The organism is Niallia sp. CD-39 (assembly GCF_059874745.1).
This window is the reverse complement of sequence record NZ_JCBCPS010000002.1, coordinates 59364-75187: the sequence shown is the minus strand read 5'-3', so window position 1 is coordinate 75187 and position 15824 is coordinate 59364. Positions and strand designations below refer to the sequence as shown.

At 38.9% G+C, this 15824-nt stretch carries 13 protein-coding genes and 3 tRNA genes; all 16 read right to left on the bottom strand.

Annotated features, from left to right (window positions below; all coding sequences use genetic code 11):
* Positions 1-258: 258 nt before the first annotated feature.
* The 16 genes from rlmH to AC6F34_RS06625 all read right to left on the bottom strand — a co-directional run bounded on the left by rlmH (position 259) and on the right by AC6F34_RS06625 (position 15650).
* Positions 259-738, bottom strand: a complete 480-nt coding sequence (gene rlmH / locus AC6F34_RS06700) for a 23S rRNA (pseudouridine(1915)-N(3))-methyltransferase RlmH (protein ID WP_500770320.1) — start codon at positions 736-738, stop codon at positions 259-261.
* Positions 739-1297: 559 nt separating this feature from the next.
* A complete protein-coding gene (gene dacB / locus AC6F34_RS06695) occupies positions 1298-2833 on the bottom strand; it encodes a D-alanyl-D-alanine carboxypeptidase/D-alanyl-D-alanine endopeptidase (protein WP_500770318.1) in 1536 nt (511 codons plus the stop codon).
* A gap of 221 nt (positions 2834-3054) precedes the next feature.
* On the bottom strand, positions 3055-3219 hold the full coding sequence (locus tag AC6F34_RS06690; protein WP_500770316.1) for a CxxH/CxxC protein: 165 nt from the start codon (positions 3217-3219) through the stop codon (positions 3055-3057).
* 315 nt (positions 3220-3534) lie between these two features.
* A complete protein-coding gene (locus tag AC6F34_RS06685; protein WP_500770314.1) occupies positions 3535-3966 on the bottom strand; it encodes a hypothetical protein in 432 nt (143 codons plus the stop codon).
* A gap of 177 nt (positions 3967-4143) precedes the next feature.
* Complete coding sequence (locus tag AC6F34_RS06680; protein WP_500770312.1) at positions 4144-5358, bottom strand: S1C family serine protease; 1215 nt, start codon at positions 5356-5358, stop codon at positions 4144-4146.
* Positions 5359-5627: 269 nt separating this feature from the next.
* Complete coding sequence (locus tag AC6F34_RS06675; RefSeq protein ID WP_500770310.1) at positions 5628-6887, bottom strand: S8 family peptidase; 1260 nt, start codon at positions 6885-6887, stop codon at positions 5628-5630.
* A gap of 365 nt (positions 6888-7252) precedes the next feature.
* The gene (locus AC6F34_RS06670) at positions 7253-8047 is read right to left on the bottom strand and encodes an MBL fold metallo-hydrolase (RefSeq protein WP_500770308.1); all 795 of its coding nucleotides are present in this window, start codon (positions 8045-8047) and stop codon (positions 7253-7255) included.
* Between the two features lie 14 nt (positions 8048-8061).
* Positions 8062-8856: a two-component system regulatory protein YycI gene (locus AC6F34_RS06665; protein WP_500770306.1), complete on the bottom strand. Its 795-nt coding sequence runs from the start codon at positions 8854-8856 to the stop codon at positions 8062-8064.
* Complete coding sequence (locus AC6F34_RS06660) at positions 8843-10162, bottom strand: YycH family regulatory protein (protein WP_500770304.1); 1320 nt, start codon at positions 10160-10162, stop codon at positions 8843-8845. Before AC6F34_RS06660 ends, AC6F34_RS06665 begins: the two co-directional genes overlap by 14 nt.
* Positions 10159-12003 (bottom strand): cell wall metabolism sensor histidine kinase WalK, encoded by a 1845-nt coding sequence (gene walK / locus AC6F34_RS06655; RefSeq protein WP_500770302.1) that lies wholly within the window; start codon positions 12001-12003, stop codon positions 10159-10161. Before walK ends, AC6F34_RS06660 begins: the two co-directional genes overlap by 4 nt.
* An 8-nt stretch (positions 12004-12011) precedes the next feature.
* The gene (yycF, locus tag AC6F34_RS06650; RefSeq protein WP_500770300.1) at positions 12012-12722 is read right to left on the bottom strand and encodes a response regulator YycF; all 711 of its coding nucleotides are present in this window, start codon (positions 12720-12722) and stop codon (positions 12012-12014) included.
* A 240-nt stretch (positions 12723-12962) separates the two neighbouring features.
* On the bottom strand, positions 12963-14432 hold the full coding sequence (locus AC6F34_RS06645; protein WP_500770298.1) for a peptidoglycan DD-metalloendopeptidase family protein: 1470 nt from the start codon (positions 14430-14432) through the stop codon (positions 12963-12965).
* A gap of 413 nt (positions 14433-14845) precedes the next feature.
* Positions 14846-14918 (bottom strand) — tRNA-Phe (locus AC6F34_RS06640).
* Between the two features lie 336 nt (positions 14919-15254).
* On the bottom strand, positions 15255-15404 hold the full coding sequence (locus tag AC6F34_RS06635) for a hypothetical protein (protein WP_500770296.1): 150 nt from the start codon (positions 15402-15404) through the stop codon (positions 15255-15257).
* Between the two features lie 71 nt (positions 15405-15475).
* Positions 15476-15552 (bottom strand) — tRNA-Asp (locus AC6F34_RS06630).
* A gap of 23 nt (positions 15553-15575) precedes the next feature.
* A tRNA-Glu gene (locus AC6F34_RS06625) sits at positions 15576-15650 on the bottom strand.
* Between the last annotated feature and the right edge of the window lie 174 nt (positions 15651-15824).

The window sequence follows — 15824 nt, the reverse complement described above, 5'->3', positions numbered from 1 at the left end:
TATTAAATAAGTCTTTTTAACTATTTCTACGCAAGGGTTAGTCATTCCTCCTAATTTTGGAAATATATATGTACAGGGTGTAGCTAGCTAGAGCTTTTTTAAAAGAACTGTATTTAAAATAGCAAAGAACCTACCAAGTAGCTTTGCTTCTAGAGAAAATTGTAAAATCAAATAAGTATCTCTTGATTAAAAATATCTCTTACAAAACTCGTGAATGGTAGGTTCTTTATTCGGTACTATAAAATGTAAAAACCTCATTTACTTATGATACGGTTCACCCCGATTAATCCTAAAGCTCCTGTACACTTGTTCAACCAAGACGAGTCTCATGAGTTGGTGTGGGAAGGTCATTTTTGAGAAGGATAGGGCGTATTTGCTCGTTCCTCTTACTTCGTCACTCAAACCGAGTGATCCACCAATAATGAAGGCGATTTTGCTATTGCCATATGTTGCGAGGGAGTCTAGTTTTTCAGCCAGTTGTTCGCTTGTGAGCATTTTGCCGCCGATTTCTAGGGTGATGACGTAGGTGTCGGGGGCGATGTGGTTTAGGATTTTTTGGCCTTCTTTTCGTTTGACTTCTTCTTCTTCAGCTTTGCTCATGTTTTCTGGTGCTTTTTCGTCTGGGACTTCGATGATATTGACATTGGCGTACACTGATAGCCGTTTTAAGTATTCGTCAATGCCTTGCTTTAAGTATTTTTCTTTTAGCTTTCCAACAGAAATAATTGTGATTTTCATATGCTGACTTCCTTTTCGTTCGTTTTCATAAATAATATAGAGCTAAACTCATTTTTTATAATAGTTTGGACTTTTTTATTAAAGTAGATGTATTGAACACTGTCTAGTCTCCAGACGCCATCAGCTCGAGGCCATAGCCAAAGCCCTCCAGAAATCAGGATTTCTTATGGTCTTTGGCTTATGCTTGTCGCCGATAAGCAGGCGTCTTTCGCTTTTCCTCTATTGTAGCAAACTCACTACAAAATAGAAAAACGCCCTAGCAATGTTTCAGCGAGAGCACTGCATTACTCATATAGTTCAAATACGATTCATAAAATGGTTTTTAAGTCATTTTATTTGATTGATCTCGTCAGTTCTTCTACGATTTGAGCAGATTGCGGCGACTCCTGCGGGAAAAGCGTGGCCAAGGGAGACCCCGCTCGAAGGAGGAGGCTCCAGGTCCGCCCGCGGAAAGCGTCCGCAAGGCGAAAATCAATCTTTCTTTTTATAAAAAACGAGTAAGTAAACAATTAGTGTGTTTACCTACTCGCATATTTCTTGAGATTATTTTACTTACGACTTAAAATTCATGCCTTGCAAGGGCTGTCGCGATTTCATCTTGGATGGCGGTTACAGATCCAGTGATGTAATTGTTCATCATGATCGCGAAGATGAGTTTCTCGCCATCCTTAGATGTAACGTAGCCAGATAGTGTGTTTACACCTGTTAATGAACCGGTTTTCGCAAGGACATTGCCCTTTGTATCTTCACCACCGAGGCGATTGCGTAGCGTTCCACCGATGAAACGATCAGGCTCACCAGCAACTGGCAGTGAGTATTCAAAGTCCGTAAACCATTCCTCTGCCTGCACCTCGTATAGAAGCTTCGTTAATTCGTTAGCTGGAATTAAGTTTTTATGTGACATTCCTGACCCGTCACGGACGAGGATTGTATTCATGTTCAATCCTTTGTCCTCAAGATAGTCTTTCACGACTTGCAAGCCTTTGCTCCAGCTTCCTTCATCATGAACCTCCTTGCCCATTGCCTTTACCATCATTTCCGCATGGCCGTTGTTGCTCAGCTTCATGAATGGGATGAAAAGCTCATTGAGCGGCATGGACTCCCTTGAAGTTAGCAAAGTGGCTTTTGCTGGAGTTTCTCCAGTTTTCACCTTGCCATTGCCAATTTGCGTGATGCCTTGTTCGTTTAAAGATTTTTTAAAGACATCAAGAACATATCCCGTTGGCTCCCAAACCGCTACCCACGCACGGGAAACAGTTCCACTAAGAGGCATATTGCCTTTAATGACAATATCGTTCGTTCCATGATTGCGCGCGATTGAGATGTTGCGTGCAGTTCCTGTTGCTCCAGTACTAGCTTCATTGACAATCTTCACATAATCCGTTTGTGGTGTCACCGTGACACTTGGCTTGTCACCAGCTTTTTTCCCTGGAAGGACCTCGACAATCACCGTCCCCATATCGTAATCTTCATTTGGTGATAGCGTTAACGCTGAGACTTGCGCAGCGGTATAGTTGGATTCATCGTCCCAGTTTAAATCGGTAGAAAGACGAACGTCATCATACCATATGTCATCACCGATTAAATCACCATTGAACTTTGTGATCCCCTTTGCCTTTAAATCTTTTGCAAATTGATCCAAATCCTTCTTCATTAAGGTTGGATCACCTTTACCTTTTATGTATAAATTCCCTTGGAGAACAGGACCTCGTACTTGTCCGTCTGTATACACCTCTGTACCAAAACGATAATCCGAACCGAGAATTTCGAGTGCAGCAGCACCCGTTAACAGCTTCTCATTCGACGCTGGATGGAGGCGAATGTCTCCATTGCTTTCATAAAGCAGCTCTCCATTGCTCGCTTTTCGTACACTTACTCCTGTAATCGCTCCATCTAAGACAGGATTTTCTAAGGTTGTGTTTAACTTCTCCTCTAATGAGGTAGATTGTACATGTATGGCTTCTGTCGATTCATTGGATGTGTGATGCACTTCGTTTGTCGCACTAACATTCCCACTCAGTACAAATGGGAGAAACAGAATAGCAGATAAACAAAGGAAAAGTCCCCTTCGTCTCATTGATTGACGAATTTTCATATGATCACACCCTTTTCTTTATTTCCTACATTATAACGGGATATACCGCTATAATAGTCAGAAAAATCTAAAAATGATTCTGATTGCCTATCATTTTTCCCCATCTAGGAGTTGTGACCTTCAGTTATTTAGAGATATTCACAGCAATCCTCAGACAATGTACAGAATATCCACAGAATTTATCCACATATCCACATTTTCTATCCACATCTTGTATGGAATCACTTGTTCGCCACAAGATATATTGCATGCATTTGACAATATTCACAGGTTGTTGATAACTTTTCTTCCTCTGAAATGGTTGAAAGATGAGGGAACGTTTCGCACTCATCAACTAGTACATCCATTGCTAGATCTATATGTTCTTCACAGCTATAGATTTTCATTATATGCTCCTTTTCTATCGTACATTCGATTTTCATATTATGTTTTGTGGATAATGTATTCTATTCTTAGTATTATCCACAACTCATCATAGCATAAATGCCAATTCAGACATAAAAAAGAGAGGGATCTCCCTCCTTGGAAAAAGAAACCTCAGAATGTCTTGAAAACGCTTGTCAGACAAGACGTGCATTCGAGAGAAACCCCGAATAGAACAAATAGTTCATGAGATGACAAAATGAGACAAACAACGACGTATGCGAGCGTTTGTCAACATTCTGAGAGGTATCCCTCTCCAATTTCAATTCATTTACGCCTCAATGAACGTTTTTGAGTATACAATTTTTAGGTCTTCTTATCAGTGCAAATAGCCCAGCAATCATATAGAACACTGCACCATATAATCCATCACCATTCGTTAAAATAATCGCAATGATTGCAAGAGCGATTAATACGGAGCCAGCAACCTTTGCCCACTTATTTATGACCATACATACAATCGCTGCGACCCCAATAATTGTTGCGATTAATGATACACTCAGCCAGCCACCAACAGAAGCTTCATTAATATCTTCTAAATGGAGTTCAAATAATTTATGATCAAAACTTATACCAAATTTATCGACCATAAAACGTGTATAACCAAATGGATCATTTTGCACAGATGTAAATAGCCCAGCTAAAAGACCAAGATACACAAAACATACTAGACCGAGAATAATAAACATCAATTCTAATGCTCTTGTCATTCCAATATCTCACCCTTATTTCAACTTATCTTTTAAATGGAAAACAATCCCTTATCGGTCATTGTATCATATTATTTTAAACAAACCCTTTTGTTATTAGAATTTTCGATAAAATTGTTTTTGATTTCTTAATCAATGAAAAATCCGCTCGAGTCACTTCGAGCGGATTCCTTCCCTTTAGAACGTTTGACCAGAAAGTTCTACTGTTGCTTCTTGTAGTTGCCCTTCACGGTAAAACTTCACATGCATGTCTTCCCCAATTTGCTTTTGAGTATATAAGTGCTTTCTTAATTCGAGCACATCGTTGATTTCTTCTCCGTCCATTTCAACAATTACGTCAAAATCTTGTAGCCCTGCTTCAGCCGCAGGTGAACCAGTTTCTACTCCGAATACTGCTACGCCTTGACGTACATCATTTGGAAGCTTCAATGTTTCCTGTTGATGATAGCTTGGTACGTCCGAAACGTTGCCAAGTTGTATGCCTAAGTATGGACGCTTTACTTCGCCAAATTGCTCTAAATCCTGAATGACTGGTAGTGCTGAATTCACTGGGATTGCCAAACCGATTCCTTCTACAGCAGACTCCGCAATCTTCATTGAGTTAATGCCAATTAATTGACCATTAATGTTTACAAGTGCACCACCGCTATTTCCTGGATTGATTGCCGCATCGGTTTGTAGAACCTCTGCTTGCCAATCGACCTGGCCATCTTGGTTAATATCAATCGGCACCGTTCGCTCTAAACCTGAAATGATTCCTTGAGTTACCGAACCTTCAAAGTTCCCTAGTGGATTCCCAATCGCTATTACTGGTTCACCAAGTTTTAATGTATCGGAATCACCGAGTTCAATGATTGTGTCGATTTCATCAGCTTCCACTTCAAGAACCGCTAGATCTGTTAAATCATCACTTCCCACTAGTGTTGCTGGAAGCTTCGTTCCGTTTGCTAACGTTACCTCAATTTGATCCGCGCCTGCGATGACATGATGATTTGTCATAATAAAAGCTGTATTCCCATCTTTTTTATAAATGACACCCGAACCAGTTCCTGCTGCCCTTCCTTCAGGCTGTGCCCAAAAACCGCCACTCGCCTGTTGAATATTTGAAATACTAACAACAGCGTCGGCAGCCTTATCAACCGCACCCGTAACATTGTTGGTAACATCCGCTGAGATTTGTGTTAAACCCGCTTGATTGTTGTTATTGGAGTATGTTGCTGATTGCTGATCTGCCACATTTGGTAGTAAATTATTTTCGACTAAAGTTGGCATCGCTAGAATGACTAGGAGTGCACCTAATATGACACCAGCAAAGCTTGATAGAAAATACCCGCCTTTACGACCCTTACTCCGGTCAGTACGACTTGTCGAATGCTCATCATAATAACCCATGTTCATCAAACCCTTTCTTTTTGCTAAAACTTGTGACAGTATCCATACAGATGAATGCTATCTTCTATTGTTTCTATATACCCATAATTATACTCACCTAAAATGAAAAAACGAGTGAAAACTACTGCTCCAAAGCAATCTTACGAATTCCGTCATACTTTCGTTTTTGTTTAGTAATAAACCAGAATGAAATGAAGTCTAAATAGCATGTTTTGGAGTAAAGAATGTAAAAACCCCTTACCTTAAAGGTAAGGGGCCAATCTCATTATTTATCTCACTCGTGCAAATCCAAAACCGGAAGCATAGTCATCGCCAACCCCTGCTCCAATTCCGCCACGAATATCGTATTGCCTTGCCTTCGTTTGAAGCTGACTTCTTAATTGAGTATTTGATAAAGATGTGTTTGTTGCCCACATTTTTGCTGCAAGACCGGCAACATGTGGTGTTGCCATTGAAGTTCCACTGATTGTATTATAGTTATTATTGATCCATGTTGATTCGACCGCTGCTCCAGGAGATGAAATTTCGATATCCCGCTCTTGAATAATAAAATCTCCAGCTGTCGCAGGGTTTCCTCTAGATGAGAAATTTGCTACACGATACGTGCTGTTTTGCTGTACATTTTCTAATGCAGCAACAGCTACTGCATTCGTTAGTGCAGCCGGATAGTTAATTGTATTAGAAGCTGAGCCTGTATTTCCAGCAGCTGCAATAACTAATGCACCTCTACTTGTTGCGTAATCAACAGCGCTTGTGATCAATGAATCTTTGCCTGCCGAACCTAAAGACATGTTAATGATGACTTTTGATCCAGTACTAACCCCTTGATCCGCTGCATGACGGATTGCAGCCGCAATATCATCTGAATATCCATTTCCACCATCACCTAAAACTTTATATGCCCAAATTTTTGCTTGAGGAGCGACCCCATAAATTCCTTGACCATCAGAGCCACCATTGGCTGCTACAGTTCCAGATACATGTGTTCCATGCCCATTGCGATCTGTACAAGAATTATTAACAAAAGAAGAGCTTGTCGTAAAATCTTTGCATTGTTCAATATTCGTAGATAAGTCGATATGATTTCTTGTTGTTCCTGTGTCCAGAACAGCTACTTTTATGCCGTTCCCACCAGATGTGCTAGATAGTGCTTGATCATTATAGATTGCTTTCATTCCCCAAGGTACTCTCGTTGAAGGATATGCTGACACATCAGCTGATGACATAACTGCAGTGTTTTGAATTGAGAAAGTTGCTACCTTTTCAATCTCTAGTTCAAGATTCTTTACTAGCTTCTCATATTGCTCCTGTGTAACTTCAGCTGTGTATCCTTCCTTACCAAAATCTCGATTGAGTTTATACGACCTTTTAGATTCTGTTAACACGTCTTGGTCACCCTTGATGATGACTCGGAATGTTTCATCCTTGCTCGTATAATCCTCTGCACCGACTTGCCCACCAAATCCGAATAGACCTACGCTCAAGCCAACAAAAAGCAAACTCTTTCCCCATCTTTTCCATTTTGCCAATTTCCCTTCCTCCTCTCAATAATTCAGAATTTTCAAAGTTTCATTGTTATCATAAGGGCGGAAGACCTTCAAGTAAATACCAATAATTTACTTATAATGTAATGTTAATATTTGTAATATTTAGATTGCTAGTTTACTCCCACCCTTGGAACTACGGCATTTGGAGCAGTCAACGTAAATGAAAAAAACAACATGATGTAAGTAGTAGAACTAATGATTCAATAGAAAGTAGAAAACGATGAAGGCGTTCAGAGAACCTTATACGCATACAAGAAAAAAGCCCTACTACTCAAAAAAGTAGTAAGGCACAAATTTCATGTTTCATATATAAAAATCTTGTTACATTTTTTTCTAATTGTTATCAATTAAACCTCTGTTAAGAATGTTGGCACACGCGGATCGGTGTCGTATAACTCGAATTGCTCACCAACAACGACACCTTTTGATTCTAACGTTTGTGTAACAGACATCCTTGCTAAGTCCTTGATATTGTTGTCTTGACTTAAGTGTGCAAGATATATACGCTTCGTATTATCACCAGCAACCTCACTCATTGCGACTGCAGCGTCTTCATTTGAAACGTGACCAACATCGCTCAAAATACGACGTTTAATGTTCCATGGATAACGGCCCATCCGTAGCATTTGCACATCATGATTGCTCTCAAATACATACGCATCGGCATTGGAAATCAAGCCCTTCATACGATCGCTAACATAGCCAGTATCCGTTATAAGGACAATTTTTTTACCATCTTGGTGAAACACATAGAACATCGGATCTGCAGCATCATGAGACACACCAAAAGATTCAATATCGACGGATCCGAATGTTTTCACCGATTCCATATCAAATGTGAATTTCTGCTCGACTGGAACTTGTCCAATGAGCGAATCCATTGCACCCCATGTCTTTTCATTCGCATATACTGGTAGTTTATATTTACGTGCTAAAATACCGACACCTTTAATATGATCACTATGCTCATGCGTAACAAAAATGCCAGAGAGCTTGTTAATGTCTCGATCAATTTGTTGAAACAAGCCCTCCATTTGTTTGCCACTTAAACCAGCATCCACTAAAAATGAATGTTCCCCATTCTCTATATAGATTGCATTCCCAGTGCTTCCACTAGCGAGAACGCTTAATCTCAATGCCATTCTCTCTCACTCCACTATTCATTGTTTGTCGAACTGCTGCTATTTAAGTCCAGAACGCCACCTTCAACTCCGTGTACGAACAATTCAGATTCATCGTCTAAAACGAATCTCCAAGCTTGCGATAATACTTGGGCCGTCTCTCCTGTTACGTACGTATAGTAGATCAATTCAACATCTGTAATCGTACTCTTTGGTTCCAACGCTTTATTATTATAAAGAGCCTCTATCGCGTTCAATGGCTGAATAAGCTTTTCAGAATCTTCACTGCCTTCGATATCCTCTAGATATGATTGGCGGTATGAAATGATGCTATCCTGCTCTTCGTTTAAAATGAGCGTCAGCTCCGCATTTGCATTATTGTACAGAAGTTGGTTTTCATAATGCTGATAGAAATAAATAATATTGTCATTTTGTCGTAGAAATTTATATTCATTGCCAAACAACGTGTAATTTAGGATGAAATTTAACAGCTCTTCTTGTGATCCATCCTTTAATTCATAAGGCTGTTTCAGCTCAGAAGTAATCCTTTTGCCGTCCAATATATTGACATCTTGATTGGAGAGCTTTGGATTTGCAACATCTTCCTCTGTAAACTGCTTCGGTTTCGCTCTTAACGAAATGCTTATTTCTGGTGTTTTTGGCATTTCAGGATACGTAATTTCATCATTTCGGAGTCGGTTTTCAATGGAAGCGACTACAGCTGGTTCCATTTGATTCTCCCCACGAAGTTGAGTGAATTCATAAAGCAAATACACATCTAAAAGAAGAAAGGCGATAATAAAGATGGTTTTTATTTTACTCCAATCCATCTTGGACACCCTCCTCTTCCTCTAAATCAAGATTCTCCCATTGGCCATTGTATTTGTAATACCAAGATGGCTCAAGATCAATTAAACGCGGATTACGTATCATTTTATAACCAGGAATGATCTCTTCAACCAAATTCATGTCAAGTTCATCCTTGCTTTCTAGGTATTCAATGATTTCATATCCGCTCGGCAAAGGATCACTCTTAAACGATTCTAAAAGTCGGTTCATTGTAAAATTGCTACGTTCATACCCAGCAATTGTGTTCATACCCCATCGCACTTCTATTTCTGATAACTGACGATTATCAAAGATTGGGAATCCCTTTGAATCACTCATCCGAAATGTAATATAATCCGGTCCCATTCCTGCATAAGAATATTGGTTGGTCCAGCCACCATGGTTGTTTATATAATCAATGCTTCTTCTTAAAAGAGTTGTTTGATCAACTGGTCCATCGTTTGTAGCTGCTAAGTTCACGAATGAGATTCTACCAATGTTTTTATAAACGTTTAATATACTCTTCTCATCTGTAAATCTTTCTTCCGAAAGAGTTTGAGATTTTTGCACAACATTAGGATCCTCAAATAATGCACCTTTATAAAGATCTCCATCAAGCTGTTGGGAAACATATTTATAAGAGCTCATTTGTACTTCTTCAGTTGGTAGAAACAGTTTTTTTCCATTATTTAATTCATAGGAATATTGCTCCGTAAAATTTTCATTGAATGAGGCTGCGTTATAAAATTTATTTCTAAATGCTTGGATAAGAGATGACCGCACTCTCGTCTGATAAACTTCCTCAGAATTAGTAGATATAAAGTATACTATGCCATCTTGTTGTTGAACTGTATTTGTGTCGATCACAATTGCATCGAACATATACTGATCTAGATTTTTATCCGCAACAGGTATAATGTTCTTAAAATAACCAAATGGAACAGAGTCTGGATACATAATCGCCGTATTCCCTTCACGTTCCATGAATGCGTATAAATTCTCTACTGTATGGGTTACATTTTCAAATTCATCGAATGACCATGATGAGATGTCTTTGATTAGTTTTTCAATTTCACCTGTATTCATCGTCGCAAAATGGCGATCGTTTTCTATATGGAAAATCACTTGCTGTGGACGAATGATCCGTTTTAGGTTTTCCTCAACCTTTGCAATTGGGTCAACCTGAACAGCTGGCTTTTCATCAACAGCTTCAAAGTTTCCTTGATACGTCCAGAGTGTCCATGTCATTACAACACTAAACCCTACTAAAATGACTAATATGATTGATTTAATATTTTCATATGTCATTCCCAATCATCCTCTACTGTAGGCACAAATGGAAGACTAAAGGAGATTGTTGTCCCTTTTCCTTCAGTACTGCTCGCCCATATTTCGCCACCATGCGCTTCTACCATTTCCTTGGCAATGGCTAAACCGAGACCTGTGCCACCTAGCTTTCTTGTTCTTGCTTTATCCACTCGATAAAAACGGTCAAATATATGTTCAATATTCTCCTTCGGTATGCCGACACCTTCGTCAGAAACCCGTATGATCATTTCTGTCTCTTTTTCTTCCACTTCAAAAGTAATCGTTCCACCTTCAGGGGAATATTTCATCGCATTGGAAATAATGTTATCAATCACTTGTGTAAGCTTATCTGTATCCATCTCAACAAATATTGCCTTATTTGGTAAACGACGATTAAATGTTACATTTTGCTCTTTTGTAAATTCAAATCGGTCGATGATGCGGTTATAGAAAAAGATAAAGTCCACAATTTCTCTCGTTAGGCGATAGTCCTTGCTGTCCATTTTTGAAAGTTGCAGCAAGTCATTGACTAAGCGAATCATTCTTTCCGTTTCTGTCTGTGTTACATTTAAAAAGCGTGGAGCAATTTCCTTATCCTGCCAAGCTCCTTCTGCTAATGCTTCTAAATAGCTACGCATCGTTGTTAGTGGTGTACGCAGCTCATGCGAAACATTTGCAACAAACTCTCGTCGTTCCATATCGATCTTTTCCTGCTCAGTAATATCATGAAGAACAGTGATCAAACCGTTCACAAATCCTGTTTCCTTTTGTATGACAGAAAAGTTCGCCCTTAAGATCAAGGATGAGCTCGTATGATGGTCAATATCCAATATGATTGAATCTTGCTCAACCAAAAGCTCTTCAAATGTATATTCATTCTCTATCTCTAAAAGCGTGACAATCGAGGTTGAAAGCACTGTTTCACGTGAAACATTTAACATCTTTAGCGCTGGTTCGTTAATAAGGATGACACGACCCTTTCGATCCGTTGCAATGACACCATCTGTCATATAAGAGAGGACAGATGAGAGCTTTCTCCGTTCACCTTCTGTCGTTGCTTGTGCATCCTGGAGTTTTTTCGTTAAGTTGTTAAACGTATTGGCAAGCTGCCCAATTTCGTCATCTCCGTATACCTTTACCTTCCTTGAGAAATTCCCTTTCGCCATCGCAAGAGCCTGCTTTCTCATATCAGAAATCGGTCGGGAAATCGTTTGTGATAAAAGGATTCCTAAAATGACCGTTCCAAGTAAAGCGATGCCGGTCCCAGAGATGAAAATATTGTTAATTTCTTTCATTTGCTCATACACATTTTCGATATTCGCTTCTACATAAATCGCACCGATAACCTCATCATTGTTATCCTTAATCGGTGTAGATAAGACCCAAAGTCGATTACCGGTTTGTGGATTAATAAAATCATCGCTTTCCTCTTGTTGCGTAGCCAATGTACGTCGAACTAGAAGTTCATTGTTCCGTTGACCTACATACCCCTCGTTATCATCGCTTGAGGTCCCTAGAATTCTTGAGTTTTCTGCTTCAATTACACGAACTTCGATGATGTCCTCAGTTCCAAAGTCTTGCAATAAGCGATCGACCTCTTGCTCTAATGTCAATTCACCATCTTGCTCTGTAGATCTCTCTCTTGTCATTTGTTCTACCATATAAAATGAAAGCAAAGACACTCGATCATCGATGGTCGTCCTAAAATTATCCTTTAGTGTATGTTCTAGCTGCCTCATAAAGTACACACCAATGGTTTGTACAGCGATTAAAATTAATAGTACATAGATGATCACAAACTTTAAATGAATGGAACGAAAGAAACCAACCTTTTTATTCATGAAAAACGTTACTCCTGTTCAGGGTTGCGTAGATAATAACCTACCCCACGTCTTGTTACAATCCATGTTGGATGACTAGGGTTGTCTTCAATTTTTTCTCTTAATCTTCTTACGGTTACGTCTACTGTACGTACATCTCCGTAATAGTCATAACCCCATACGGTTTGCAATAAATGCTCTCTCGTCATGACTTGACCGATATGCTTCGCTAAATAGTGAAGCAGCTCAAATTCACGATGGGTCAATTCAATTGTTTCACCGCGCTTCGAAACGATGTATGCATCAGGGTGGATGACCAATGAGCCAATTTCAATTTCATTCGTTTCAGGTTCTTCTCCTGCTTTTTCGGCAATTTGCTGATGTCTACGCAAATTCGCTTTTACACGGGCAATCAATTCACGCGTGCTAAAAGGTTTTGTTACATAGTCATCTGCCCCAAGCTCTAATCCAAGTACCTTATCTATTTCTGAATCTTTTGCGGTAAGCATAATAATTGGCATGTCATACTTTTTACGAACTTCGCGACATACTTCAATGCCATCCTTTTGTGGAAGCATTATATCTAATAAAATCATGTCAGGCTTGATTTCTTCTACTTTTTCAATGGCAGAGTTGCCATCGTATACACAATGAACGTCAAAGCCTTCTTTTGATAAATTAAATTGCAGAATATCTGCAATTGGTTTTTCATCGTCTACTACTAGTATTTTCTTATCCATGGCTCTCTCCTCTTTCTTAATCAACTTTATTAACATGTATAGTAAAAATTGCATTGCATTTAATGGTATCTTCTTTACTTTACCATTTTGTATAATAGAAATCATCTTTTTGCAGAAGACAGGAAATGATTCTCAACTATGAAATGTGCAAGAAACCGGTCCATTATCAAACAGTACTAGGTTTTCAAATAAGAAAAGCCTCTAGGTTTACTAGAGACTCCTCTACTTATTACGCTTCATTTATCGAAGATAGTTTAATGGATTTTGCAATTGTCCATTTTTGTACATTTCAAAATGTAGGTGGACGCCTGTTGAGTGACCTGTTGATCCCATAACACCAATTGCCGAACCTTTTGATACGGTTTGTCCAACGCTTACAGACATAGATGCTAAATGTGCATAGACTGTTCTAAATCCATTTTGGTGGTCGATAATGATTTTATTGCCATAACCACCATCCCATCCAGCTGAAACAACTTTTCCATTATCTGCGGCCTTAATTGTTCGGTTGCTTGGTCGTGCAATGTCAATTCCTTTATGCATGCTTCCCCATCTATACCCTACATGGCTAGAAACATAACCTCCATTTGTTGGCCAAGCAAACGTTCCATCCCCACGTGATGGGACAACCTTCGTACCTTTTTCAACGATATGCGCAACAGGCTCTTTAAGAGTCGATTCTGAAATAACTTCTTTATTAGCTACTACGCCATTTTTTTCGACAATTCGATACGTTACATTACGTTCTCCGTTTTGACCTTGCTGCTTCACTTTTGTATCGCCTTTTAACATTGAAGCGTTTTCTACCACTTCATTTTCATATGCGACTTCTTCTGTTGCATTCGCTTCTTTATGAATCACAACTTGGACAGCTGGGTTTAAATAGGTGACATTTAGTTCTTGTCCGATTTTAAGCAATGAATCTTCTTTAAGAGATGGGTTTAACTGGAGTAGCTCTTTCGTTTTTAAGTTATGATCAACAGCGATGCTGCCAAGTACATCTCCTTCTTGAACTTCATATTTTTTTTCTTCTAATGTTCCTTTTTCTAATAAGGTGATAGCATCTTCAACTGCTAGTATTTCATTTGGGTGAACTTTTTTAAAAGAAATAGAAACTTCTTCCTCGAATAAAACGTCTAATATACGAGTTTCATTTTTTTCTATTTCGGGTAATAGACTCGTAGTGTCCGTTTTTCTCTGTTGTACCTGATTATAAACTTCCTCAGAAACATATTTTAACTTTAGATGTTTCATCACTTGATTTGCTGCTTCCGTATCTTTCAAGAACACAACAGGATCGCCATTCACTAACAAAGTAGCTGCATCGGCTTTAATGGATAATTCATTCTTCACTTTCGATAAAGCTGCTTCATTCATGACTGACGACTGAAAGTTAAATACATGCTCAGGTATGTATGCTAGATTCGATCCTAACGCTAATTTGACTCCATCATATGAGGAGTTTAGTGCTTTTATTTCATTCTTGACATAGTCATCTATGACTTCTTTATCAGAGACCGTGCCTATGTATTCTTTATCCATGTATACATGAAAAACTGTTGTAAATTTATCATCTGCTGCAAGTGCAGATCCTCCGCTTGTTACAGTTAGTACCAGAACGGCTAATACAGTAAAAATGACTTTTGTTAGGTGATGCATCATCGATGTTTGTCCTGTATTAGTAGTTAGTGTCTTTCTCTCGCTTCTCATTTCTAAAGCCCCCTATACTACTTTACATACAAATCTATTTTTTTGATTCTATTTATCTATTGGTTCTTTTCACACTTCTTTAATGTATCATACGGGAATAAAAAATGGACAATTAGACCCAACAATGTAACAAAATTGTATAATAACTGACATTATATTACTTTAATAGTGACTTTACATTCTATCAAAGCAACCGATGAAACCTACTATAAATGGCTTCATGACAAGTTTTTTTAGCCTTAAATCCAAATAAATAATCACAACCTCTTCGACATCCTTCATTACAAACTTTATATTTTTTGTAATATTAAGAATTCATTTTTCAAAAGAATAATAGATCATCACTATTTTTAGGCATTCTTAATGTAATTAAAAAAGCTGTCGATCGAAAATTCGATCGACAGCTTTCAAGATGGCTCAGGACGGAATCGAACCGCCGACACAAGGATTTTCAGTCCTTTGCTCTACCGACTGAGCTACTGAGCCATATATGATATTGTTTTCCTAAACTTCATGCTTGTCTATTACCTTCACCCCGATTGCCTCTCTCTTGAAGCTTTTCGAAGTTGCTTTCGTCAACCGGTGTGCTGGATGCCTTTTCATTGATGCAAATTCATCGTGCTCTACCGACTGAGCTACTGAGCCATATATAATATTGTTTTCCTAAACTTCTTGCTTGCCCATTACCTTCACCCCGATTGCCTCTCTCTTGAAGCTTTTCGAAGTTGCTTTCGTCAACCGGTGTGCTGGATGCCTTTTCATTGATGCAAATTCATCGTGCTCTACCGACTGAGCTACTGAGCCATATATAATATTGTTTTCCTAAACTTCTTGCTTGCCCATTACCTTCACCCCGATTGCCTCTCTCTTGAAGCTTTTCGAAGTTGCTTTCGTCAACCGGTGTGCTGGATGCCTTTTCATTGATGCAAATTCATCGTGCTCTACCGACTGAGCTACTGAGCCATATATCACTATAAGTGTTTCCTAAATAGATCTAATTTATTTAAAAGAGCTTCTATTAAAAAATCTCTGAAAATAAAAAATGGCGGTCCGGACGGGACTCGAACCCGCGACCTCCTGCGTGACAGGCAGGCATTCTAACCAACTGAACTACCGGACCACTTTTTATTCTATCTATGTAAATGGTGACCCCTACGGGATTCGAACCCGTGTTACCGCCGTGAAAGGGCGGTGTCTTAACCGCTTGACCAAGGGGCCATCTATAAAGAAAATGGATGATTCGCTTCGTTTTTAAGTTCTTATCTCAGCGACGTTTTTTATAATATCACAGAAGAAAGTATTGCACAATACTTTTCGTGAAAAAAATTAAACCGTTTTCATATTCTCTCTATATACTTAAGAAAATCGCTCTTTTCTTTCGAAAAGAGCGAT